We start from the raw sequence: 22,165 nt of genomic DNA, 5'->3' as shown, positions 1-22,165 counted from the left end.
GTTTTTTGTTCGATTACGCCGATCGGTCAGGACGGTGCGAACTTGATCGTCCCTGCTTGTCGCAGCGCCTCGATGTCTTCCGGAGACATGCCGATCTCACGCAGGATCTCGCCACTGTGCTCACCGATCCCAGGTGGATCGTAGCGGTTGGGCAGCCGCCTTCCGTCCATGGAAATCGGCAACAGCGGTGTCTTGGCCTCACCGCCATCGGGCAGCCGAATATCGGTCAGGCCGCCCGACTGGTTGAGATGCGGATCATCGAAGAGATCGCCGGGCTTGTTGACCGGCGCGTAGGGCAGATCCAGCTGCTCGAGGCGCGCAGCGAGATCGGCCTTGTCCCATTGCCTGAAGATCTTCGCGATTTCCGGGATCAGCCAGCTGCGATGATCGACGCGGTCGTTGCTCGTGGCAAAGCGCGGATCAACGAGCCAGGCGTCACGATCGAAAGCGCGGCAGAACGCCGCCCATTGCTCTTCGCCGACGATGGTGACGAACAGCTTCGAGCCGTCCCTGGTGTCGAAGAGATCGTAGACCGGCCACGGACTGTCCTTGATGGAATACGGGATCGACGGCTGGCCGCTGACCACCTCGCACATCATGGCCTGCGCCATCAGGAACACGTTGTTTTCGTACAGCGCGCTCTGGATGTAACGGCCGCGGCCGGTCCGCTGCCGCTCGGCGAGCGCGGCCTGGATCGCGATCACGCCGAACATGCCGCCCATGACGTCGTTGACCGAGGCCCCGGCGCGCATGGGACGATCGGGCAAGCCGGTCATATAAGCGAGGCCACCCATCATCTGCACCACCTCGTCGAGCGCGAGGCGGTTCTCGTACGGGCCGGGCAGATAGCCCTTGAGCGAGCAATAGATCAGGCGGGGCGCAAACGCCGCGACGCTCTCGTAGTCGAGGCCGATCCGTTTCAAGAGGCCCGGCCGAAAATTCTCGATCAGGACATCGCTGTTCTCGATCAGCCTGCGTGCGACGTTCTGGCCGTCTGCGGTCGATGTATCCAGCGCGATGCTGCGCTTGTTGCGGCTGTAGGTGGCGAAGAAACCGGCGGCTGGGCCCTTGAAAGTGCGGGTGCGGTCGCCCTTGGGCGGCTCGACCTTGATCACGTCGGCACCGAGATCGGCGAGGATCAAGCCGCAGCTCGGCCCCATCACCATCTGACTGAACTCGATGACGCGAAGCCCGGCGAGCGGGCGAAGCTCCGATGCCGTCTCATGTGCAGCCGGGGTCATGCCGCGCTCCGCAGGACTTTGGGAATGCCCGCCTCGTGCAGATGCCCCGTCAAATGTTTTGCCGGGATATGGCGGGCGAGGATCTCGCGCGTCTGCATCAGACGGTCGAGGTCGATGCCGGTGGAGAGCCCCATGCGTTCCAGCATGAACACGAGGTCCTCGGTGACGATGTTGCCGCGCGCACCGGGAGCAAAGGGGCAGCCACCGAGGCCGGACACCGCAGCGTCGAAACGGCGGATGCCGGCTTCGAGACCGGCGACGGCATTGGCAAGGCCCGCACCGAGCGTGTCGTGCAGATGCAGCCGCAGCGTCATTTGCGACCCGTTCTCGCGCCGCACGGCTGCAACGATCTGGCCGATCAGCGTTGGGGTGGCGTAACCAACGGTGTCGGCAAGGCCGATCTCGTCGGCGCGGGCCTCGGCAAAAGCGCGCGCCACCCGGCACACGGCTGCCTCACTCACCTCGCCCTCCAGCGAGCAGCCGAAGGCGGTGGCAATCGCGCCCATCAATTGCGGCCGCTGGCCCACGGGCCGGGCGTCGATCGCGGCGCGGACCGCTCGAAATCCCTCGATCTGCTCATCGACCGTGCGGCGCACATTGGCGCGATTATGCGTCTCGCTGGCGGAGATCACGAAGTAGACGGCGTTGACACCGGCGGCGATGGCGCGCTCGGCGCCCTTCACGTTCGGCACCAGCGCACCGATGGTCGCCGATTTGTGCGTGAGCGCGTGTGTCATCACCGTATCGACGTCGGCGAATTGCGGCACGACCTTTGGCGGCACGAACGAGCCGGCATCGATCTCGCGCACGCCGGCAGCGGCGATCGTGTCGATCAACGCGCATTTGGCTTCGGTCGGAACGAAGATGTCGAGATTCTGCAGACCATCGCGGGGAGCGACCTCGCAAATATGGACATCCGGCGCGCGTGCCATCGGGCTCTCCCTGGGTCGATTGTATATTGTTGCATAAAAGAACAATCCGTGGGACAGTCTGTCAAGCCCTAAATCTCGCGTGCAGTGCAATGAGCTCATCAGACAGTTCCCGACAACGCACCGACAAGAACGGTTCCGAACGCGCCGAACACCTTGCCGGGCTCATCATGGCGCTGGCCCGGCGCGAAGGCATGAAGGCCGGCGACCGCCTGATCGAACAAAGGCTTGCCGACGCGCTGGACCTTTCGCGCGCGCCGATCCGGCTCGGCCTGAAGGCGCTGGAAGCAGCGGGGCTGGCGCGCGGCGAGCCGCATCGCGGTTTTGTGCTGGCCAAGAATCCCACCAGCGGCGCAGCCCAACCGGCGCTCGCGGCAGTGAGGCGCAACGAGCAGGTTTATGCGTCCGTCGCAGGCGACGTGCTCGCGAGCCGGCTGCCGACCGACGTTACCGAGGCGGAACTGATGCGCCGCTATGACGTCACGCGGGCCGAGCTGCAGCGGCTGCTGGACCGGATCGCTGCCGAGGGCTGGATCGCACGCCTGCCGGGCTATGGCTGGCGTTTCGCAGAGACGGTCTCAAGCCCCGAAGCTCAAGCACAGGCCAAGGCGTTTCGCGCGGTGATCGAGCCGGCGGCGATCGCGCAGCCGGGTTTTACGCTGCCGCAGGAGGTGATCACACGCCTGCGCGAGCGCCAACAGCGCGTGTTCGAAGGCGAGATCGAGAAGATGACGATCGGCGAGATATTTCACTCCGGCTGCGAATTCCACGAAGACATCATCCGCGGCGCCGGCAATCCCTTTTTTCTCGAAGCGCTCAAGCGCGTGAACTCGATCAGACGCCTGTTCGCCTATCGCAGCTTCGCCGACCGCGACGGCATGCGCCGGCACGTGCGCGAGCATTTGCGCCTGCTCGACGTCCTGGAAACGCGACGTTACACGGAGGCGGCGGAACTGATGGCCAGGCACCTGCAAAGGCCGCTGGTGGCGGGCTTGTCGTGATGCCCAAACCAGAATTGCGTGGACCGGTCATCTGATCTTGATTCCGGTCAATCGTTCTGGGGCCCGTTGCTGCTAGAGGCATGCTGCGCAAGGGCATGGAGCGGACGTTTGTGGTTGACCGGCGACAGTTCATCGCGGCCGCGCTCGGGTTTCCCGCGGCTGCGATCGGCGGCTTCCCTGCCCCGGGAGCAACGATGACCTATGACGCGACGGTGACGACGTCGCGGGCTCCGCTGCAGGCCGTGCCACGGGATCGCGAGCTCGTGCGCTTTGCCACCCTCGCCGCCAATAGCCATAACACCCAGCCGTGGGTCTTCTCCGCGCACGGCAACGAAATCACGATCGCGCCGGATTTTTCGCGCCGCTGTCCGGCTGTCGATCCGGACGATCATCACCTCTTCGTCAGCCTCGGCTGCGCCGCCGAAAACCTCATCCTCGCTGCATCCACGCTGGGCTGGCGCGCCGACCCGGTCATCGACGGCGACCGCATCGTGATCACGCTCGAGGAAACACCGCCCGCCGCATCGGCGTTGGCGGCCGCGATTCCGGTACGGCAATGCACGCGCGCGACGTTCGACGGCAGGCCGGCCCCGCCCGAGACCTTGCGCCGGCTCGAGAACGCCTGTCGCGAACCTGATGTCACGACCATTCTGCTGACCGAGCACGCCGCGATCGCGAAGGTCGCCGACTACGTGCTCGAAGGCAACGCCGCGCAGATGCGCGACGGGGCCTTCATGCGCGAGCTCGTGAACTGGATTCGCTTCAACGAGACGGAGGCGCTCGCGAGCATGGACGGGTTGTTCTCACCCGCCTCGGGAAACCCGTCCCTGCCGTCGTGGCTGGCGCGGCCGCTTATGAAACTCTTCTTCACGGAGAGCGGCGAAAACAAGAAGTACCGCGAACAGCTCGTCAGCTCTGCGGGCGTCGTCGTGCTCGCGGCCAATCGCAGCGACACACCGCACTGGATTGCAGTGGGGCGCGCCTGCCAGCGCTTCGGCTTGCAGGCGACCGCGCTGGGACTGAAGTATGCCTTCGTCAACCAGCCGGTCGAGGTGGCGGCGCTGAGGCCGCAATTCGCGGCCTCACTCGGACTCGGCGAGCGGCGCCCCGATATCGTGATGCGTTTCGGGTACGGCCCGGACCTGCCGAAATCGCTGCGGCGTCCGCCTGAACTGGTGATGCGATCCTAACGCCGAAGGCCACTCAGGGCCGGCGACTCGCCGGGCAGCATGTTCGATCTGATATCGCTGTCCATGCGACCCGAGTCCTGCTGGATGAAACCGGCGCCGAACGACAGACTGAGGTTGGAGGTCGGCTTGAACTCGACGCCCGCAAATGCGCTGGTGCCGGGCGTCGCACCGGACGTCAGCGGCGCAAGCGAGCTGCCGATGCCGTTGCCATATTTCAGCGTGTCGAAACCGGCAAAAAAGGTGACGGGCATGTCGCCCAAGGTTTTGGTGGTGTAGCCGAACTGGGTGCTGTCATACGAGAGCGCGCTGAAATTGTTGGCAAGTCCGCTCTGACTAAGTCCGGTCTGAGTAAGCCCGGTCTGACTGAGCCCGCTCCAATTGAGGTTGCCGCGCTGGCTGCCGACGAAGAAGCCGTTCGCAAAATTGGTGCGCCCGCCTGCGTCACCGGCATTGAAGCTCGGAAAATTGCCGTAAGGATCGGAGCCCTGGCCATCGCTGCCGCCAAAGCCAAACGGTCCGCCCGGTATGACATATCTCAGCGGTGCAACTTGTGCATCAACGGAGGTGCCGCTGAGGCAGAGTACGGCGCCGATAGCTGCAAGACCGCATGAAGTTGCAAGGCGGGACATTCAGGTAACCTTCGAAAACCTCGCAAATCATACCCTCCGGCGATGAGGAATGCCAGCGAGGCCGCGCCGGCATCGCCTCAGCCGGGTTCCGGGATACCCATGCCGAAAGTGAGCTGATTGCCGTCGGCATCAACGATGTCGAAATCGCGCATGCCGTAATCGCGATCCTCCGGCTGGTTGATGGGCCTGGCGCCACGGCCGGACAATTCGGCATAGAGCAGGTCGACGTCGCGGACGAAAATGCAGAGGCCGCCCTGCCCGGGCAAGCGTTTCGTCCTGGCCGCTGCCAGCAGATGCAGGGCGACCTCCTCGCGACAGAGGCAGGCGTAGGACAGCGGCTCACCATATTCGAAGGTGACCTCGAACCCGAGCACGTCGCGGTAATAGGCGAGGCTCGCGGCGATGTCGGAGACGACGAAAACGGTGGCCGAGCCGGCCAACATGGGATGTTCGTCGGTCATCTGTCCTCTCCGTCGCGAGCAATCTCCAGAGTGCAGCCTAGCATGCGCGCCCGAGGTCTTGCACGGGCCGCGCCGCAACGTAAGCTGGTCAGGAAGCCGCGCTCTTGCCGCTGACGATCCCGCATCTGGCGGAAGGGGCCGACGATGCCTGGCGGCTGATCGGCGATGGCGCCCTTGCGGCCGCCCGCGAAAGTCTTGCGCAAGGTCGAGCGGCAGTTGAAGGTGCTGTCCCGATCAAGGCATGGAGAACTCGGTGACCTCTGACAATCCCGTCGCGTACGAATGCGTTGGCAACATCGCCCGCATCACGCTGCGCCGCCCACCGGTCAATGCGCTGAGCCTCGAGATGATCCGCGCAGTTGTGGCCGCCTTCCGCCGCGCTGCGGATGACGACGGCGCACGCGTTGTCGTGCTGGCGAGCGCAATTGCAAAACGTTTTTCGGCGGGCCTCGACCTCGACATCCTGCTTGGCAGATCCGGCGCCGAGATCCGGGAATTCCTCCAGGCGCTCTATATCGACCTTTACGATGCCCAGTACGGGCTCGGAAAGCCCTCGATCGCCGCGGTCGGCGGTGCGGCGCGCGGCGGCGGCATGACCATGGCGGTGTCCTGCGACGTGGTGCTGGCAGCCGAGAGCGCGACGTTCGGCTATCCCGAGATCGACGTCGGCGTCATTCCCGCGATCCACTACGCGCATCTGCCGCGCATCGTGGGACGACACCGCGCCTTCGAGCTTCTGTTCACCGGCCGGATCTTCAGCGCCATGGAAGCACGCGAGCTCGGCGTGGTGAACCGCGTCGTCGCGGATGCGGAGCTCGAGGCCGAGGTGGCGAAGCTCGCTGCGCAGTTCACCGGCAAATCGGCCACGGTGCTGCGGATGGGCCGCGCCGCCTTCATGCGCCAGATCGATCTCGACTATCGCCGCAGCATTGCGAGCGCCGTGGACGATTTCTGCAACGTCGCGACGTCGGATGAGGCGCAGGAGGGCTTGAGGGCGTTCGTGGAGAAGCGGGCGCCGAAATGGTGAGGACAGCAGGCCCCCGCGCGTGTCGGAGCGCCGCGCGTTCAGGCGGTCCTGTCCACGGAGGACGATGAATCGGCCGGCGGATATTTCGTCACCGGCACCATGAAGGATTTGGTGCCGACCTGGTAGATGACCTTGCCGTTCTGCCCGTCATCGGTCGCGATCTGCGTCTGCCCGAACATGATGACGTTCTTGTAGACGTAGCCGGTGCCCTGGCGGGTGACGCCGTCGGTGGTGACGCTGACCTGGGCTTCCTTGCCATTGACCGCGAGCACCTTGAAGCTCGCGCTCTTGCCGTTGGCGCTGGAATAGCCACCCCAGCTTCCCATGAGACGGCTGTCGGAAGCCGGCGGGGCCTGCTTCTCGAGATTCGCGGTCTGCTTGCCAGCGCCCCCGAAGGAGAACAGCATCACCATGTTCTTGCCGTCCTTGGTGCCGACCGTCACCCCGCCAAAGGTAATGAGCGTGCCCTGGACCTCGGCAAAGCCGCGCTCGGTGTGCCCGTTATGGGTGTACTCGACCTGCGCGCGGGCCCCGCGGATGTTCACGACCTTGAAGCCGACGGGCTGGTTGTTGCCCACCCAATTGCCCTTCCAGTCACCGAGCAGCGCGCTCTGGTGATACAGCCGCTCATTGGCGGGAGAAATCTGGCTGGTGCTCGATGAGATGACGGCCATGTGATTGCTCGGAAGACGGGCCCGACCGACCCACTTCGTTTGGCTTCAGCGATATCGGGACGCCGACTGAAACGGACAGAAACCGACCGATTAGGGCCATGCACCGGTTAACGAGCCGTTAAGTTCAACTGCCGGTTGGATGGGCAAAAGGTCTCAGCCGGGGGGCTTCATCGTCCCCAACGGTCCGACCAGATCTTCTCGCCGATCAGGCAATTGACGCGCGGCTCCTTGTCGGCGACGCGCATCACGGGGCGCTCCGGCGTGCGGCCGGCGACCTCCATCAGCAGCTTGGTGCGGATCGCCTCCTTGAACTTGTCACGGTCCTTGATCGTGATGACGAAGGAGCCCGGACCGCCGATGACGCAGTCTTCGTAATAGAAATCGAGATTGTCGATATCCATGGTCGAATAAGACGGCTCCTTGACCATGATCGGCAGGCCGTTGATGACGACGCCCTTCTCCAGCGCGGCGTCGCGCGCCACCGTGACGGGGCCGCCATTGTTGTTGGGGCCGTCGCCGGAAATGTCGATCACACGGCGCAGGCCCCGATAGGGATCCTCGTCGAACAGCGGCATCGCAAACGTGATCGCGCCGGAGATCGAGGTGCGCGAGGCGCGCCGGATCGGCGTCTTCATGATCTCGGCGGCAACCGCATCGGCCGTCTCCGGTCCGTCGACCAACCGCCAGGGAATGATGATCTTCTGGTCGCTCGAGGCGGCCCACTCGAAATAGGTCACCGCGATCCGGCCGTTCGGACCGAGCTTCAGCGCCTGAAGAAATTCCTTCGACTGGATCGCCTGCGCATAGCCTTCGCGCTGGATCGCGAGCTCGTCCATGTCCATGGAGTAAGAGACATCGACGGCGAGGATCAGCTCGACGTCGACCGTCTGCGCGTCCCGGTCGGCCGCAAGCCGCTGCGGCTCGTTCTTTGGCGGTTCAAATTTTGGTCCTGGTGCCGCGATGCCCGCGACGTCCCCTCCGGCAAACATGCCGGCAACCAGCACAGCCCCGATCGAGAACAGCAAGCGCATCGCAGTCTCCCGTCGTATGACGCGATGGTGACATGCAATCGCCGAGCCGCAAAGGGCGAAGATCGCTTGCGCTTCACATTCAGGTTAGGAAGCTGCGGGTTGGGTATGTGCACGCCCTTGCGCAAAGCTGCCGCCGTGTTGCCGCGCTCGCGCCGCTGGAACGCGCCAGATTGCTGGCATCATCGGGCTCGCGATGCGCAAAGCCGGAACGACGAGCCGCGGGACAGAGCGTCCCGCCTACTTGTCCGGCACGATTTCCATGCTAGGTTGGCCAGACAGATGGGGATGGAGTCCCCCGATAACCGCCCGGCGGCCTTGAACCCGAATCCTGGACCGTAGTGGGCTGATGACTCCTGCTTGAGGAGGGGCAATCATTGAGCCTCTGCCTTCGGCGGGAGCATGGACAAACCCGCCGGTGGCGGGTTTTTTGTTGTCTGGCCTTTGGCCAGGAGAACGCGAAGGAGAAGGCGACGACGTGACGACGACGACACCGACTGCTGCACGTAGCGGGTTGCCCAGGGAGATCTGGGTGCTTGGCTTCGTCTCGATGCTGATGGACATCTCCTCCGAGATGATCCACGCGCTCCTGCCGGTCTATCTCGTCACCGTGCTCGGCGCTTCGACGCTCACCGTCGGCTTCATCGAGGGCATCGCGGAGGCGACGGCCTCGATCACGAAGATTTTCTCCGGCGCGTTGTCCGACTGGCTCGGCCGGCGCAAACTGCTCGCAGCGCTCGGCTACGGGCTCGCGGCCTTCACCAAACCGTTGTTCCCGCTTGCCCCCAGCGTCGGATGGCTGGTGGCCGCCCGCTTCATCGACCGTGTCGGCAAGGGCATACGCGGCGCCCCGCGCGATGCGCTGATCGCCGATATCGCACCTCGCGGCCTGCGCGGGGCGAGCTTTGGCCTGCGGCAGTCGCTCGACACCATCGGCGCCTTCCTCGGGCCGCTCGTGGCGATCGGCCTGATGTGGTGGACTGCTGACAATTTTGCCGCGGTGTTCTGGGTGGCGGTGCTGCCGGCCTTCCTGTCGTTCGGCTTGATCGCGTTCGCGGTGAGCGAGCCGGAGCCGGATCCGAGCCGGGAGCCTGCGGGGAATCCGCTCAATCTCGCCGCGATGCGGCAGCTCGGCACGGTCTATTGGCGCGTCGTGGCCGTCGGCGTCGTCTTCACCCTCGCCCGCTTCAGCGAGGCCTTCTTGATCCTGCGGGCTCAGAACATCGGGCTCAATGCGATGTGGGTGCCGGCGGTGCTGGTGCTGATGAACATCGCCTACGCGCTGTCGGCCTATCCGGCCGGCGTGCTCTCGGACCGGATCAACCGGACCGGCCTGCTCGCGCTCGGGCTCGTCTTCCTCGCCTGTGCCGATCTCGCGCTGGCGCTGCTGCCGAGCCTTGGCGGCCTCGCACTCGGCGTCGTGCTGTGGGGGCTGCATATGGGACTGACGCAAGGCCTGCTCTCGGCCCTCGTCGCCGACGCCGCGCCGCCCAGCCTGCGCGGCACCGCGTTCGGCTATTTCAACCTGTTCACCGGCCTTGCCTTGCTGGCCGCGAGCGTGATCGCCGGCGCGCTGTGGGACGCCTATGGTCCGGCAGGAACCTTCTTTGCGGGGCTCGGCTTCGCACTGGTCTCGCTCGTGGGACTCTTGGCCGTCGGCAACGGTCTGGCAGCGGAGGACAAATGAGGATGGGAGGTCGTTCATCGTGCTGAGCGGAGCAATCGCGATCATGGTCGGTAGCGTGCTCGGCGGCTGCGCGCGCTATTTTATTTCCGGCGTGATCGCGCGGCGGCTGGGCGAGACGTTTCCGTGGGGCACCATGACCATCAACGTCACCGGCGCCTTCCTGATCGGCATTCTCGGCGCGCTGGCGACCCATCCCGGCTCGGCCTTTGCCACGCCCAATCCGTGGCTGTTCGCGGTGACGGGATTTCTCGGCTGCTACACCACGGTGTCCTCGTTCAGCCTGCAGACGCTGACACTCGCGCGTAACGGCGAGGCGATGCATGCGCTCGGCAATGTCGTGTTCTCGGTCGGGCTCTGCCTTGCCGCCGTCAGTTGCGGTTTCCTCCTTGCGGACGGCCTGGGAGGCTAGAGGCCGATGAACGCTCCCGCCGAGCGCTGGCGCACTGCGATACTCTATGCCTGGGTTGCCGCCGGCAGCGTCGTCGGTGGCCTGACGCGCTATCTCGTCGGGCTCGCGCTCGACACCGGGCCGGGCTTTCCCTTCGCGACGCTGTTCATCAACGCGACGGGCTCGCTGATCATCGGCTTCTACGCGACGCTGACCGGCCCCGACGGCCGCATGCTGGCGCGGCCCGAGCACCGGCAATTCGTCATGACCGGGTTCTGCGGCGGCTACACCACCTTTTCGACCTTCAGCCTGGAGACCTTCCGCCTGTTCCACGGCGGCATGAAATACACCGCGCTGGCCTATATCGCGGCATCCGTCATCTGCTGGCTGGTGTCGGTATGGGCAGGGCATATGATGGCGAGCCGCTACAACCGCTTGACGAGGAGTTGACCATGCAAATCCCCAATCAGGCGGTTTCGCTCCGGATCTTCATCGGCGAGAGCGACCATTTCGACGGCAAACCGCTCTATGAAGCGATCGTGATGACCGCGCGCGAGCGGCACCTTGCCGGCGCCACCGTGCTGCGCGGCCCCATGGGCTTCGGCAAGTCGAGCCGGCTGCACACCTCGAAAATCCTGCGGCTGTCGGAAGATTTGCCGCTCTTGATCGAAATCGTCGACAGCGAGGACAACATCAACGCATTCCTGCCCATCCTGGATGGCATGATGTCGAGCGGCCTGATCACCTTGGAGAAGGTGCAGGTCCTGCAATATGGTGCGAAGGTCGCAAGCTGATCGCTGCGGCAGGGAACCCGAGCCCGCCGTATCCGGGAGGCGGAATGAACAACACTGTCACCAAGCCGAAGACGCGGACCAAGACCAAGGTCGAGCGGCCGAAGCTGCACAAGGTCATCCTGATCAACGACGACTACACGCCGCGCGAATTCGTCACCATGATCCTGAAGGCCGAATTCCGTATGACCGAGGATCAGGCCTACAAGGTGATGATCACCGCGCACAAGCTCGGCGCCTGCGTCGTCGCGGTGTTCACCAGGGACGTCGCCGAGACCAAGGCCACCCGCGCCACCGATGCCGGCCGCGCCAAGGGCTATCCACTGCTGTTCACGACCGAGCCGGAGGAATAGGGCGTCGTTTGCCCGCTTCCGGTCAATTTTACCGATCCCCGCTACCGCAGGTTCAATCTCCTGTGTCACCACGGTGAGATGACAGTTGCACTGCGCAAACAGCTCGCGCTCAAGCCGGCCCGCCCAGAAACCTCGTTCGGTCCGTTCAAGCTCCTGCACGCCCTGCCCTGGCTGATCCTGGCGGCTGCGATGCGGGTGATCGCGTTCGGCGGCGGCGCCGTGGCGCTGCCAGCCATCATCATTGCCGACATTTCGGTGCTCCTGGCCTTCTTCGCGACGGCGCAACAATCGATCGAGGCGGCCGGCGGCCAGTCCTCGCTCGGCGCGCTGACATTGGGCGAGCAGTTCAAGCTGTCCTTCTCGATCCTGTGGCGGATCGCACTCGTGATGATCGCGGCGGCGCTCAGCGCCAGATTAGCCGGCTTTGAGGCTTCGTATCATCTCTTGGCGGGGCTCGATGGCATGGCGTTCGACCAGTTCACCCATCCCGGGCGCTTCTGGAGTGCGGGGATCGCCACCATCGTGCTGCTCATGATCGTCCGTGCCGAGCGCGATGACGGCAGGGTCGCCCTGTTCGCCGCCATCGGCGAGTTCGCACGGCGCGGGCTGTGGCTCGGCGCCGCCGTGATCGCGCTCGGTGTCATCAACGTCGCCCTCGCCTACGGACAGGAAGCGGTGCGGAGCGCGATCTGGAATTTCTGGCAGACCTCGTCAGCGAGCCAGTTCAGCAAGAACCTGATCTATTTCGTCTTCATCTTCAGCTTTGCGATGCTGCGGCTGTGGATCACTCTGACGATCCTGACGCTTGGGCTGAGGCAGTCATATGTGCGCGCTGACTAGTTTCGCCGACGGTGCCGTCCGCTAGGCCATCACCACCGGCGTTTCCTCGCCAAGCCCATACACGCGCTGCGCCTTGGAAAATCCCGCGATCGGAAACTCGCCGAGCTCGCGCCAGTCGTGGCGGCAGACATTGGCAAAACCTTCCGAGGCCACGACGGTCCGCCCCAGGCGGCCCGTGATCTTCTCGAGCCTTGCGGCAAGGTTCACGGCGGGACCAATGCAGGTGAAGTCGAGGCGGTTGCCGCCGCCGATATTGCCGTAGAGGATGTTGCCGACGTGCAGCGCGACGCCGAAGCGGAAACGCTCGACGGCGTCGCCGACCGGAAAGGCCAGCGCCTCGACGCTGGCGCGGGATTCGCGCGCCGCTTCCAGCACGCGTGTGCAGACGTGGGCGGCATCGCCGACATATTCGTCGATCGGAAACACCGCGAGCAGACCGTCGCCCATGAATTTCAGCACCTCGCCGCCATGCCCGCGGATCGCGGTCACCTGACAGTCGAAATAGTGATTGAGGATCTCGACCACCGTCTCGGGTGGCAGCCGGTCCGACAGCGCGGTGAAGCCACGCAGGTCCGAGAGCCAGATCGCGGCCTGCATGGTGTCGTTGTGGCCGCGGCGGATCTGGCCGCCGAGGATGCGCGCGCCGGCACGGTTGCCGACATAGGTGTCGAGCAGCATCTCGGCGGTACGGCGCAGGGTGATGATCTCGCTGACGCGCGCCAGCGGCGTCACGATGGACCGGATCGCTGCGATATGGTCATCGCTGAAGCCGCCGGGATGCCGCGTCACCCAGCTCGTGGCGTGGACCGAGCCGTCGAGAAACGGCATCGGCACCGCGATGTAGTCGGTCGCTCCTTCGGCGTCCATGTCTTTGACGATCGGAAAGCGCGTATTGTCGGGATCGCCGACGCGCCCCCTGACCTCGATCCCCTGCTCGAACACGATGCGGAGCGGGCTCGCGGCGAATTCGGGCGTGTCCAGGATATCGAAATCGACGGTGCCGACCTCGACCTCCTCGCCCTGCCGCCAGATGAAGTTGCGGCCGAAGACTTCGGGATGCAACGTACGGATGAAGATGCCGAAACGCGTCAGCGGCAGGCCGGCCGCGACAAGACGTTCGCAGAAATCGGCAATCCCTACGGCCGACTCCTGAGCCGCCCAGGCGCCGTCGATCAGCCAGTCGCAGATGCGCTGAAGCTCGGAGCTGTTCATGGCCGCATTTGCGAACGAAGTTGCGGGATCGTCAAGCTGCGCGGTCGGCTGGTACCGCGGCATGAACGCCCGACTCGGCCCTAGCGCCCGACCTGTCCGCGGTCGCGCAAAAAGTGGTCGGCCAGCACGCAGGCCATCATGGCTTCGCCGACAGGGACGGCGCGGATGCCCACGCACGGGTCGTGGCGGCCCTTGGTGAAGATCTCGGTGTCGGCCCCCTTGCGGTCGACGGTGAGACGCGGCTGCAGGATCGAGGAGGTCGGCTTCACCGCGAAACGCACCACCACCGGCTGCCCCGTGGAGATGCCGCCCAGCACGCCGCCGGCATGGTTGGACAAAAAGCGCGTGCCGTCATTGCCGGTGCGCATCTCGTCGGCGTTTTCCTCGCCGGTGAGCTCCGCCGCGCCGAAACCGGCGCCGATCTCGACACCCTTCACTGCGTTGATGGTCATCATCGCGCCCGCCAGATCGGAATCGAGCTTGGCGTAGATCGGCGCGCCAAGGCCGGCCGGCACGCCTTCGGCGACCACCTCGATCACCGCGCCGATCGAGGAGCCGCTCTTGCGGATGCCGTCGAGATAGGTCTCGAAGAACGCGGCCTTGTCCTTGTCCGGGCAGAAGAACGGATTTTTGGCGATCTCGTCCCAGTCCCACTTCGCACGGTCGATCTTGTGCGGGCCGATCTGCACCAGCGCGCCGCGCACCTTCACGTTGGGCAGCACCTTGCGCGCGATGGCACCGGCGGCAACGCGCGTTGCGGTCTCGCGCGCCGAGGAGCGGCCGCCGCCGCGATAATCGCGCAGGCCGTATTTGGCCTCATAGGTGAAGTCGGCGTGACCGGGGCGAAACTTGTCCTTGATCTCGGAATAGTCCTTCGAGCGCTGGTCGGTGTTCTCGATCAGGAGCCCGATCGGTGTACCCGTCGTCACCTGCACGCCGGTCTCCGGATGCGCCATCACGCCGGAGAGGATCTTGACCTGGTCCGGCTCCTGGCGCTGGGTGGTGAAGCGCGACTGGCCCGGCCGGCGGCGATCGAGGTCCTGCTGGATGTCGGCCTCGGTCAGCGGGATCATGGGCGGACAACCGTCGACCACGCAGCCGATCGCCACCCCATGGCTCTCGCCGAAGGTCGTGACGCGGAACATGTGGCCGAAGGTGTTGAAGGACATCGCTTCTCGCTGGTGCGTAAGTCAGTTCTGACTTGTGGTGGTAACGCGGGGGAACACCGGGGTCAAACACACTCGGTCATTCGGGGCGCCCGAAGGGCGAACTCCGGTGCGCCCTTGCGCACCTGAGAATCTCGAGATTCCGGGTTCGTGCTTCGCACCGCTCCGGAATGACGGCGGATGGGACTAGCTAAACTTCTCCAGCCGCCCGTCGCGGAACACGTAGACGGCGCCCTGCTCGATATAGAGCTCGGCGGCAGTGAGGGGGGTCTCCAGGCCGAGTGAAACCATCAGGGCCCGGCAGGTCCCGCCATGGGCGACCGCAACGGTGTCGGTCCGCAGCTGGTCGTACCAGGCCCGTACGCGGACCTGGACATCGGCGTAGGTCTCCCCGCCGGCGGGGCCGACCGACCATTTGTCGGTGAGGCGCCGGGCATACACGTCAGGATCCCTCGCCTCGCTCTCGGCCAGGGTCAGACCTTCCCAGACTCCATAGCCGATCTCACGCAGGCGATCATCGAGCGCATATCCGGCAACTGGCAGCTCCAGCTTGCCGCGCGCAAGTTCCATGGTCTGGCGCGCGCGGCCGAGCGGGCTCGACACATAGGGTAACGACGCCTTGTCGCGACCCTCGCGCTTGAATAGGTCGGCGAGAATGCTGCCGGCCTGCACGGCCTGACCGCGTCCACGCGCGTTCAGCGGAACGTCCTTGGTGCCCTGAAGCCTCCCGAGCGCATTCCACTCGGTCTCACCATGGCGAAGATAATAGATCGTGGGCACGGGAATTCCGGATTTAAGCTAGTCCTTGCCGCCGAACGAGATGTCCGGCGCGTCCGGGCGCTTCATGCCGAGCACGTGATAGCCGGAATCGACGTGATGCACCTCGCCGGTGACACCGCGCGAGAGGTCGGAGAGGAAATACAGCGCACTGCCGCCGACGTCCTCGGTCGACACGTTGCGCCGCATCGGCGCGTTGGCCTCGTTCCACTTGAGGATATAGCGGAAGTCGCCGATGCCGGACGCCGCGAGCGTCTTGATCGGACCTGCCGAGATCGCGTTGACGCGGATGTTCTTCTCGCCGAGATCGGCGGCGAGATAGCGCACGCTGGCCTCCAGCGCCGCCTTGGCAACGCCCATCACGTTGTAATGCGGCATCCACTTCTCGGCGCCGTAATAGCTGAGCGTGATCAGCGAGCCGCCGTCGGTCATCAGCTTTTCGGCGCGCTGCGCCACCGCCGTGAACGAGTAGCAGGAGATCAGCATTGACTTGGAGAAATTCTCCTGCGTGGTGTCGACGTAGCGGCCGTCGAGCTGCTCGCCATAGGCGATCGCGTGCACCAGGAAGTCGATCTTGCCCCATTTCTCCTTGAGCACCGCGAACGCAGCATCGATGGTCGCGGCATCCGTGACATCGCAATGGCCGAGCACGAGACCACCGATCTCGGCAGCGAGCGGCTCGACGCGCTTCTTCAGCGCATCGCCCTGATAGGTGAAGGCGAGCTCGGCGCCGGCGGCGTGGCACGCCTTGGCGATGCCCCAGGCGATCGAGCGGTTGTTGGCAACGCCGAGGACCACTCCGCGCTTTCCTTGCATCAGACCCGAATTCTGCGCCATTTTTGAACGTCCCGTCGAACTCTTGGTGAGGTCTGGAGGTACACCAGCCCTCCCCTGCGGTACAGCCCTAATACGCCGCGTTAACGCTGTTTCGAGCGCCGGAATAGCCGTTCCGTTCGGGTGTTATGATCGCTATAGGCGCTCGCGCCTGATACCAGGACGTCAAGACCGCAATGAGTGCGTTTCGCCAGAGTGTGGAAGCCATGATCCCGGCGTTGCGCCGCTACGCCCGCGCGCTCACGCGCGACGCGGATGCGGCCGACGATCTGGTGCAGGACACGCTGGTGCGGGCGCTGCGTTCGGAGCGATTGTTTCTCGGAGGCGACGTCAGGAGCTGGCTCTACACGATCCTGACCAACCTCAACAAGAACCGGCGGCGCTCGCTGGCAAGGCGGCCGCAGTTCACGCAGCTGACGGAGAACAACCCGGATGCCAGCGGCACCGAAGCCGAAGGGCGCGACATCGAGAGGGCGCTGGCGACGCTCGTCGAGGAGCAACGCTCGGTGTTGCTCCTCGTGATGCTGGAAGGCATGAGCTACCGCGAGGTCGCCGACATCCAGGGCGTGCCGATCGGCACCGTGATGTCGCGCCTGGCCCGCGCCCGCGCCCACGTCAAGGCTTCGCTGGAGGGCGAGCGCCCGACGCTCAGGCGGGTGAAATGATGGCAGGGTTGATGCATCGCGTGTCGTCCGCCCGCAGCACGAAGATGAGCTACGCGACGTCGAGCTTTGAACGACATTTAAGGCCACAGAGCCAGAGACGATTGATATGAACGACCGCAATATCCCAGTGACCGAGGACGAACTGCACGCCTATGTCGATGGCGAGCTGCCGGCCGAGCGCCGCGCCGACGTCGAGGCCTGGCTCGCCGCCCATCCTGAAGAGGCCGAGCGCGTACAGTCCTGGCGCGCCATGGCTGAGATGCTGCACGCCCGCTACGATTCCGTCGCCCAGGAGCCGGTGCCGGCCCGGCTGGAGCTCGAGCGGCTGGAACGCCGCCCGCGGCAATGGCTCTACGGCGCCGCGGCGGCGGTGCTGGTCGCCTTCGTCGCCGGCGCCGCCGCCGGCTGGGTCGGGCATGGCGCCGCCAATGCCCCCTCCACCTTCCAGAGCTTTACGGCGGACGCGCTCGACGCCCACCGCCTCTATGTCGTGGAGGTCCGCCACCCCGTCGAGGTCGGCGGCAACGAGCGCGACCACCTCCAGGCCTGGCTGACCCGGCGTTGCGGCTGGACCGTGTTCGCGCCGAACCTGGAGGCGAGCGGGCTGAAGCTCGTTGGCGGCCGGCTGTTGCCGGGTCCGAACGGCCCGGCCTCGTTCCTGATGTATGAGGGCGCCTCTGGCGAGCGCTATACGATCTACACCGCCAAAACCGAGAATGGTGCGACGCAAATGCGCTACGCCAAAACGGACAAGGACGGCGCGTTGTTCTGGGCCGAGCGCGGCGTCGGCTACGTCGTCAGCGGCGGCGGTGATCGCGACCGGCTGACCCGGGTGGCGCAGGCGGTCTATGATCAGGCCGAGAAAAACGGCACCTAGACAGCTGCTTGAGGGCGGTGCCTAGATTCCGTCATTGAAAATTTGGAATGAAGACATCGGCGCGTCTCATTATCGCACCGGATGATCACGCGAAAATGAGCAGCGTTCGATCCGCCGATCGACGCGGGCGGCCTCGATTGGGGTTTTTGGTACCGCGCTGGTCCCCCTCTCGAGGCCGCACCTTTTTATCGGCTGCCCCGCCGGGCAACCGACACGTCTCGAACGTCAGCGTCGAAGCGCGAGCCGCGCTTCAGGCGTATGTTGAGCATCATCCTTTCGGGGAGAGAATGCTCCGATCGTCGGGATGCCTCGGCTAGCGCCCTAGCCGAGCCCGCTACGTGGATTGTAGGGGTGTTGGTCCCGCCACTTCTCCATCAATGCTTCAAGCTCGGCGTCGTTCCCGTCCGGTAGCATAATCCTGATCGTGACGAAGAGATCCCCGGTTCCGCCAGATTTCGGCAATCCCTTACCTTTGAGGCGGAAGGTCCGGCCGCTGGAGGTGTTCTTCGGAACCGAAAGCTCCACGGCATTGCCGAGGGTGGGCACGCGGACCTTGGCCCCGAGCACCGCCTCGTAGAGCGTCACCGGCAGATCGATCCGCAAGTCGGCGCCCTCGACCTTGAAGTGGGCGTGCGGCGCGATGCTAATGGTGATCAGGAGATCGCCGGGCGGATGGCCCTGCGCGGACTCGCCCTGCCCCCGGAGCCGGATCTGCTGGCCCTCGGTGACGCCGGCCGGAATCTTGACGTTGAGCTCCTTGCCGGTCGGCAGCCGGACGCGCTTCTCGCCGCCCTTGACCGCCTCTTCCAGCGACACGGACATGGCGACATTCACGTCGAGATCGAGCCCGACGCCGCCGGTATCGAATTCGAACTGCCCGGCGCCGCCGGCCCCAGGCCGGGCGCCACGCATCCCGCCACCGAACATGCTGTTGAGGATATCCTCGAACGCGCCGCCGCCCTGGCCGGGGCCGCCGCCGGAGCGGAACGTATAGCTTTCGAAGCCGCCGGGGCCGGCACGGCCGCGCGGCCCGCCACCGCCCGGAAAACCCTGGAAGCGCGGCTTGCCGTCGGCGTCGATCTCGCCGCGGTCGAACTGCTTGCGCTTGTCCTCGTCGCCGATGATCTCGTTCGCCGAGTTGATCTCGGAGAAGCGCTCGGCGGCTTTCGGGTCGTCCTTGTTGCTGTCGGGATGATGCTTCTTGGCAAGCTTGCGATAGGCGCTCTTGATCGCGGCAGCGCTGGCGCTCCGCGGCACCCCCAAGACCTCATAGGGGTCGCGCATCCGTCACGTCTCCTTCAAGAAATCGAATTGTTCAAAGGGCTCCCCGCCCCACCAGGGATTCATGTGGGAAGAGAGTGGCATTTTTGCAACTAGGGGCGCGCGCCGAATCCTAGCTCCGCCACGGCTTTAGCGTATGAATCTCCCAACGGCCACGGGTGCTTTGGCAGCCGGCGCCCTGGAGCCAGCTTTCGGTCGCCCCGTTGACGTAGCTCGCCAGGAAATCGCGGCATCTGCGGCCGTCCTCGGCGGCATAGGACTGCGCGATCGGCGTCACCGAACCGCGCGCGCCGGTCTCCGGATTCTCCCAATGCTGGCTGGAATCCCTGTCGCCCTTGCTGAGGACGTCGGAGGCGGCGTTGCGGGCGAAGGCGAGATCGGTCTCGGTGGGCGGCGCGTCCTTCGCCGGCCGCGCGATCGAACCGGTGAGGTCGCTGTCATCGGCCTTGGCGTAGGCGCTCTTGTCATTGCGGGAAAAGCTGCATCCTCCGGCACCGAGCCCGATGACAATGATCGTCATGACAAAGCCGGACGGCCGGATCGCCGATAGGCCAACGCGTCCCCATGCCCTATATAGGGCGGTAGCGGACGACAACGCGTTTTGGGCCGCGGGACGCAACTCGGACTCCAGACATGACCGACACGACCTCGATGAAACACCAGACACCCTTAACATCCGGTGATTTCACCGCCGCCGACGAGCCATTTGCGCTGTTCGAGGCCTGGCTGAACGAGGCGATCAAGAGCGAGCCGAACGATCCGAACGCCATGGCGCTCGCAACCGTCGACCCCGACGGGCTGCCTGACGTGCGCATGGTGCTGATGAAAGGCTTCGATACCGAGGGTTTTGTCTTCTACAGCCACATCGCCAGCCAGAAGGGCCGCGAACTCGCCGCAAATCCTAAGGCAGCGTTACTTTTTCACTGGAAGTCGCTGCGCCGTCAGGTCCGCATCCGCGGCAACGTGACGCCGGTGACCGAGGCCGAGGCCGACGCCTATTTCGCCACCCGACCCAAGCAGGCCCAGATCGGCGCCTGGGCGAGCAAGCAGTCGCAAGAGCTGGAGAGCCGCTTCGCTTTCGAACAGGCCATCGCGAAAGTCGCGGCCAGATACGTCATCGGCGAAGTGCCGCGGCCGCCGGGCTGGAGCGGCTGGCGCATCACGCCCTCGCGCATCGAGTTCTGGCACGACCGCCCGTTCCGCTTGCACGACCGCATCGAATTTCGCCGTGACGCGGCCGGCCAGAAGTGGTCCAAGACGCGGATGTATCCCTAAGCTTTAGGCCGACCTGAAAGATGTCCATGCCGCATTCGTCCAATGCGCCGCGCCGTACACTGCTCCTGACCGGAGCCAGCCGCGGCATCGGCCACGCCACCGTGATCCGCTTCTCCTCGGCGGGCTGGCGCGTCATCACCTGCTCGCGGCATCCGTTTCCGGAGGACTGTCCGTGGGACGCGGGGCCCGAGGACCACATCCAGGTCGACCTCGGCAATCCCGAGGACACCGCGCGTGCGATCAGCGAGATCCGCAGCCGGCTGGAGGGCGGCACGCTGCATGCGCTGGTCAACAACGCCGCGATCTCGCCGAAGGGCGCGGGCGGCTCCAGGCTCGGCTCGGTCGACACCGATCTCGACACCTGGACGCATGTCTTCCACGTCAACTTCTTCGCGCCGATCATGATTGCGCGCGGGCTGATCGAGGAATTGAAGGCGGCCAAGGGCTCGGTCGTGAACGTCACCTCGATCGCGGGCTCGCGCGTGCACCCCTTCGCGGGCGCCGCCTACGCGACGTCGAAGGCCGCGCTCGCGGCGCTGACGCGCGAGATGGCCTCCGATTTCGGCCGCGTCGGCGTGCGCGTCAACGCGATCGCTCCGGGCGAGATCGATACCTCGATCCTGTCGCCGGGCACCGAGAAGATCGTCGAACAGCAGATCCCGATGCACCGCCTCGGCACGCCCGACGAAGTGGCAAAAATCATCTACGTGCTGTGCACGGACACCTCGTCCTATGTCAACGGCGCCGAGATCCACATCAACGGCGGCCAGCACGTGTAGTCCGTTCGCGTCATTGCAGTGACGGAGCAAGGGGCGACAACCTCGCTCTCTCGTGTCCCGGACGCGTTGCGGCACGCAGTGACGCTGCACTGCGTCCGGGGCACGAGAGCGGATTGTGGCGCATGCTGTCTCCACATGTCATTGCGATGCTCCAGTGCATATCCCAGCGGCAGTGCCGTAGGGTGGGCAAAGGCGCATAGCGCCGTGCCCACGATCTCCGTCCATGAGCGACAAGGCGTGGGCACGCTGCGCTTTGCCCACCCTACGAGATCGAGTTTGTGGCACGTAGCTCAGCTCGCAGACACGCCTCTTCGGCCTCGCGGCGCAATTCGCCCGAGCTTTGCTTGGTCTCGCTACCCTCTCATCCAAGAGGGCGCAGGGAAGGCCGGGTGCTGGCTCGCACCCGCGGTCTGCTGCGCAATAGGCACACGCAGAAGAACCGCACAGCAGCATACAGGTGGTGCCGATCACTCGGCCTTCCCTGCGCAGTGGTTGGACGGCTTATGCCGTGATCTCCCGGGAGCCGACCATTCCTTCTGGTCTCCCTCGCCCCGCGAATTTGGATGATGCAGTCTGCCCGGTTGGGCTCGCTCGCACCTTCGCAAGGACTTGACCGTAGCAACGACGGCCAGGACCACACGGTTTTGCCGTACGCGCGTTCGCTGGTCACCACATTATCTCCCGGCCTTGTCGACGTTGCCGAAAGAATGTGGCGAGACGAACTGAACAGCGCCGTCGTCCGCACGAAGCCTCGGGCTCACAGGGACTACCCGCCCTGCCCGCGCCTCTCGTGCCGACGCTGCCGCGTCCACCGCAAGCCCGGCTCGCGACAGTGACGACCACATAGTCGCCCCTCCTGGGTGAGCCGGGATGGACGACACATACGCCGAAACCGAATTTCGGTAAAGTGGAATATTTTTAGCGAGGCGGATTGACAGAGCGCGACACAGGCCCCGTTTTGGCTGGATGGGGGTTCAGCCGGTCTCTAACGCACCCGCCAATCGGACGTCACAGCCGATTGTCCTGAACAGAAGGGAAGCAAGGCGATCCAGACAACGCC

At 65.1% G+C, this 22,165-nt stretch carries 26 protein-coding genes and 1 riboswitch; of the genes, 14 read left to right on the top strand and 12 right to left on the bottom strand.

Annotated elements, in window-relative coordinates; all coding sequences use genetic code 11:
* Nucleotides 1-26: 26 nt before the first annotated feature.
* On the bottom strand, nucleotides 27-1,241 hold the full coding sequence (locus GGD67_RS20465; protein ID WP_179735351.1) for a CaiB/BaiF CoA-transferase family protein: 1,215 nt from the start codon (nucleotides 1,239-1,241) through the stop codon (nucleotides 27-29).
* A complete protein-coding gene (locus tag GGD67_RS20460; RefSeq protein ID WP_179735349.1) occupies nucleotides 1,238-2,173 on the bottom strand; it encodes a hydroxymethylglutaryl-CoA lyase in 936 nt (311 codons plus the stop codon). Before GGD67_RS20460 ends, GGD67_RS20465 begins: the two co-directional genes overlap by 4 nt.
* Here GGD67_RS20460 and GGD67_RS20455 point away from each other — a divergent pair.
* Together GGD67_RS20455 and GGD67_RS20450 are read left to right on the top strand one after the other, a co-directional pair.
* Nucleotides 2,167-3,171, top strand: coding sequence for a GntR family transcriptional regulator (locus GGD67_RS20455; RefSeq protein WP_244550723.1), 1,005 nt, complete (start codon nucleotides 2,167-2,169; stop codon nucleotides 3,169-3,171). The genes GGD67_RS20460 and GGD67_RS20455 overlap by 7 nt on opposite strands.
* Nucleotides 3,172-3,251: 80 nt before the next feature.
* On the top strand, nucleotides 3,252-4,361 hold the full coding sequence (locus GGD67_RS20450; RefSeq protein ID WP_246784401.1) for an Acg family FMN-binding oxidoreductase: 1,110 nt from the start codon (nucleotides 3,252-3,254) through the stop codon (nucleotides 4,359-4,361).
* Here the strand turns inward: GGD67_RS20450 and GGD67_RS20445 are convergent.
* Together GGD67_RS20445 and GGD67_RS20440 are read right to left on the bottom strand one after the other, a co-directional pair.
* Nucleotides 4,358-4,990 (bottom strand): hypothetical protein, encoded by a 633-nt coding sequence (locus GGD67_RS20445; RefSeq protein ID WP_179735347.1) that lies wholly within the window; start codon nucleotides 4,988-4,990, stop codon nucleotides 4,358-4,360. The two genes, GGD67_RS20450 and GGD67_RS20445, sit on opposite strands and share 4 nt — an antisense overlap.
* A 77-nt stretch (nucleotides 4,991-5,067) precedes the next feature.
* Nucleotides 5,068-5,451 (bottom strand): VOC family protein, encoded by a 384-nt coding sequence (locus GGD67_RS20440; RefSeq protein ID WP_179735345.1) that lies wholly within the window; start codon nucleotides 5,449-5,451, stop codon nucleotides 5,068-5,070.
* A 104-nt stretch (nucleotides 5,452-5,555) separates the two neighbouring features.
* Here GGD67_RS20440 and GGD67_RS20435 point away from each other — a divergent pair, with 104 nt between their 5' ends.
* Nucleotides 5,556-5,708: a hypothetical protein gene (locus GGD67_RS20435; RefSeq protein WP_179735343.1), complete on the top strand. Its 153-nt coding sequence runs from the start codon at nucleotides 5,556-5,558 to the stop codon at nucleotides 5,706-5,708.
* Nucleotides 5,705-6,478, top strand: a complete 774-nt coding sequence (locus GGD67_RS20430; RefSeq protein ID WP_312009965.1) for an enoyl-CoA hydratase/isomerase family protein — start codon at nucleotides 5,705-5,707, stop codon at nucleotides 6,476-6,478. Before GGD67_RS20435 ends, GGD67_RS20430 begins: the two co-directional genes overlap by 4 nt.
* 38 nt (nucleotides 6,479-6,516) lie before the next feature.
* Here GGD67_RS20430 and GGD67_RS20425 read toward each other — a convergent pair whose 3' ends face one another.
* On the bottom strand, nucleotides 6,517-7,152 hold the full coding sequence (locus GGD67_RS20425; RefSeq protein ID WP_018322583.1) for a hypothetical protein: 636 nt from the start codon (nucleotides 7,150-7,152) through the stop codon (nucleotides 6,517-6,519).
* Between the two features lie 167 nt (nucleotides 7,153-7,319).
* A complete protein-coding gene (locus tag GGD67_RS20420; protein WP_091964726.1) occupies nucleotides 7,320-8,183 on the bottom strand; it encodes a DUF1194 domain-containing protein in 864 nt (287 codons plus the stop codon).
* Between the two features lie 272 nt (nucleotides 8,184-8,455).
* Nucleotides 8,456-8,546, top strand: a riboswitch (Fluoride riboswitch).
* A 112-nt stretch (nucleotides 8,547-8,658) separates the two neighbouring features.
* Between GGD67_RS20420 and GGD67_RS20415 the strand changes: the two genes are divergently transcribed.
* The 6 genes from GGD67_RS20415 to GGD67_RS20390 all read left to right on the top strand — a co-directional run bounded on the left by GGD67_RS20415 (nucleotide 8,659) and on the right by GGD67_RS20390 (nucleotide 12,239).
* On the top strand, nucleotides 8,659-9,867 hold the full coding sequence (locus GGD67_RS20415) for an MFS transporter (RefSeq protein ID WP_179735339.1): 1,209 nt from the start codon (nucleotides 8,659-8,661) through the stop codon (nucleotides 9,865-9,867).
* A 19-nt stretch (nucleotides 9,868-9,886) separates the two neighbouring features.
* Nucleotides 9,887-10,276, top strand: a complete 390-nt coding sequence (gene crcB / locus GGD67_RS20410) for a fluoride efflux transporter CrcB (protein WP_026202771.1) — start codon at nucleotides 9,887-9,889, stop codon at nucleotides 10,274-10,276.
* Between the two features lie 6 nt (nucleotides 10,277-10,282).
* A complete protein-coding gene (crcB, locus tag GGD67_RS20405) occupies nucleotides 10,283-10,705 on the top strand; it encodes a fluoride efflux transporter CrcB (RefSeq protein ID WP_179735337.1) in 423 nt (140 codons plus the stop codon).
* A gap of 2 nt (nucleotides 10,706-10,707) precedes the next feature.
* A complete protein-coding gene (locus GGD67_RS20400; protein WP_179735335.1) occupies nucleotides 10,708-11,049 on the top strand; it encodes a DUF190 domain-containing protein in 342 nt (113 codons plus the stop codon).
* 44 nt (nucleotides 11,050-11,093) lie between these two features.
* A complete protein-coding gene (gene clpS / locus GGD67_RS20395) occupies nucleotides 11,094-11,399 on the top strand; it encodes an ATP-dependent Clp protease adapter ClpS (protein WP_018322577.1) in 306 nt (101 codons plus the stop codon).
* Nucleotides 11,400-11,477: 78 nt separating this feature from the next.
* Entirely contained in the window at nucleotides 11,478-12,239 is a 762-nt protein-coding gene (locus tag GGD67_RS20390) for a hypothetical protein (RefSeq protein WP_179735333.1), read from the top strand.
* Between the two features lie 21 nt (nucleotides 12,240-12,260).
* Here the strand turns inward: GGD67_RS20390 and GGD67_RS20385 are convergent, their stop codons facing one another.
* The 4 genes from GGD67_RS20385 to fabI form a co-directional block, all read right to left on the bottom strand.
* The gene (locus GGD67_RS20385) at nucleotides 12,261-13,451 is read right to left on the bottom strand and encodes an adenylate/guanylate cyclase domain-containing protein (RefSeq protein ID WP_018322575.1); all 1,191 of its coding nucleotides are present in this window, start codon (nucleotides 13,449-13,451) and stop codon (nucleotides 12,261-12,263) included.
* An 80-nt stretch (nucleotides 13,452-13,531) separates the two neighbouring features.
* Nucleotides 13,532-14,620: a chorismate synthase gene (gene aroC, locus GGD67_RS20380; protein WP_018322574.1), complete on the bottom strand. Its 1,089-nt coding sequence runs from the start codon at nucleotides 14,618-14,620 to the stop codon at nucleotides 13,532-13,534.
* Nucleotides 14,621-14,803: 183 nt separating this feature from the next.
* Nucleotides 14,804-15,403 (bottom strand): histidine phosphatase family protein, encoded by a 600-nt coding sequence (locus GGD67_RS20375; RefSeq protein ID WP_179735557.1) that lies wholly within the window; start codon nucleotides 15,401-15,403, stop codon nucleotides 14,804-14,806.
* Between the two features lie 12 nt (nucleotides 15,404-15,415).
* Complete coding sequence (gene fabI, locus GGD67_RS20370; protein ID WP_092259949.1) at nucleotides 15,416-16,231, bottom strand: enoyl-ACP reductase FabI; 816 nt, start codon at nucleotides 16,229-16,231, stop codon at nucleotides 15,416-15,418.
* Nucleotides 16,232-16,404: 173 nt separating this feature from the next.
* Between fabI and GGD67_RS20365 the strand changes: the two genes are divergently transcribed.
* A complete protein-coding gene (locus GGD67_RS20365; RefSeq protein WP_018322571.1) occupies nucleotides 16,405-16,893 on the top strand; it encodes an RNA polymerase sigma factor in 489 nt (162 codons plus the stop codon).
* A 106-nt stretch (nucleotides 16,894-16,999) separates the two neighbouring features.
* Nucleotides 17,000-17,770, top strand: coding sequence for an anti-sigma factor (locus GGD67_RS20360; RefSeq protein WP_179735331.1), 771 nt, complete (start codon nucleotides 17,000-17,002; stop codon nucleotides 17,768-17,770).
* 321 nt (nucleotides 17,771-18,091) lie between these two features.
* On the opposite strand, the gene GGD67_RS20355 is transcribed toward GGD67_RS20360, so the two are convergent.
* Both GGD67_RS20355 and GGD67_RS20350 read right to left on the bottom strand, forming a co-directional pair.
* Nucleotides 18,092-19,054, bottom strand: coding sequence for a DnaJ C-terminal domain-containing protein (locus GGD67_RS20355; RefSeq protein WP_018322569.1), 963 nt, complete (start codon nucleotides 19,052-19,054; stop codon nucleotides 18,092-18,094).
* 109 nt (nucleotides 19,055-19,163) lie between these two features.
* The gene (locus GGD67_RS20350; protein ID WP_018322568.1) at nucleotides 19,164-19,571 is read right to left on the bottom strand and encodes an RT0821/Lpp0805 family surface protein; all 408 of its coding nucleotides are present in this window, start codon (nucleotides 19,569-19,571) and stop codon (nucleotides 19,164-19,166) included.
* A 113-nt stretch (nucleotides 19,572-19,684) separates the two neighbouring features.
* Between GGD67_RS20350 and pdxH the strand changes: the two genes are divergently transcribed.
* The gene (gene pdxH, locus GGD67_RS20345) at nucleotides 19,685-20,326 is read left to right on the top strand and encodes a pyridoxamine 5'-phosphate oxidase (protein ID WP_018322567.1); all 642 of its coding nucleotides are present in this window, start codon (nucleotides 19,685-19,687) and stop codon (nucleotides 20,324-20,326) included.
* Nucleotides 20,327-20,352: 26 nt separating this feature from the next.
* Nucleotides 20,353-21,105 carry an SDR family NAD(P)-dependent oxidoreductase gene (locus GGD67_RS20340; protein WP_026202769.1) on the top strand — a complete coding sequence of 251 codons (753 nt, stop codon included), beginning with the start codon at nucleotides 20,353-20,355 and terminating at the stop codon, nucleotides 21,103-21,105.
* Nucleotides 21,106-22,165: the final 1,060 nt, after the last annotated feature.

The organism is Bradyrhizobium sp. IAR9, from assembly GCF_013408065.1.
GTDB lineage: Bacteria > Pseudomonadota > Alphaproteobacteria > Rhizobiales > Xanthobacteraceae > Bradyrhizobium.
Note: the sequence above shows the minus strand (reverse complement) of the source record. Positions and strands in the feature narration are given on the sequence as shown.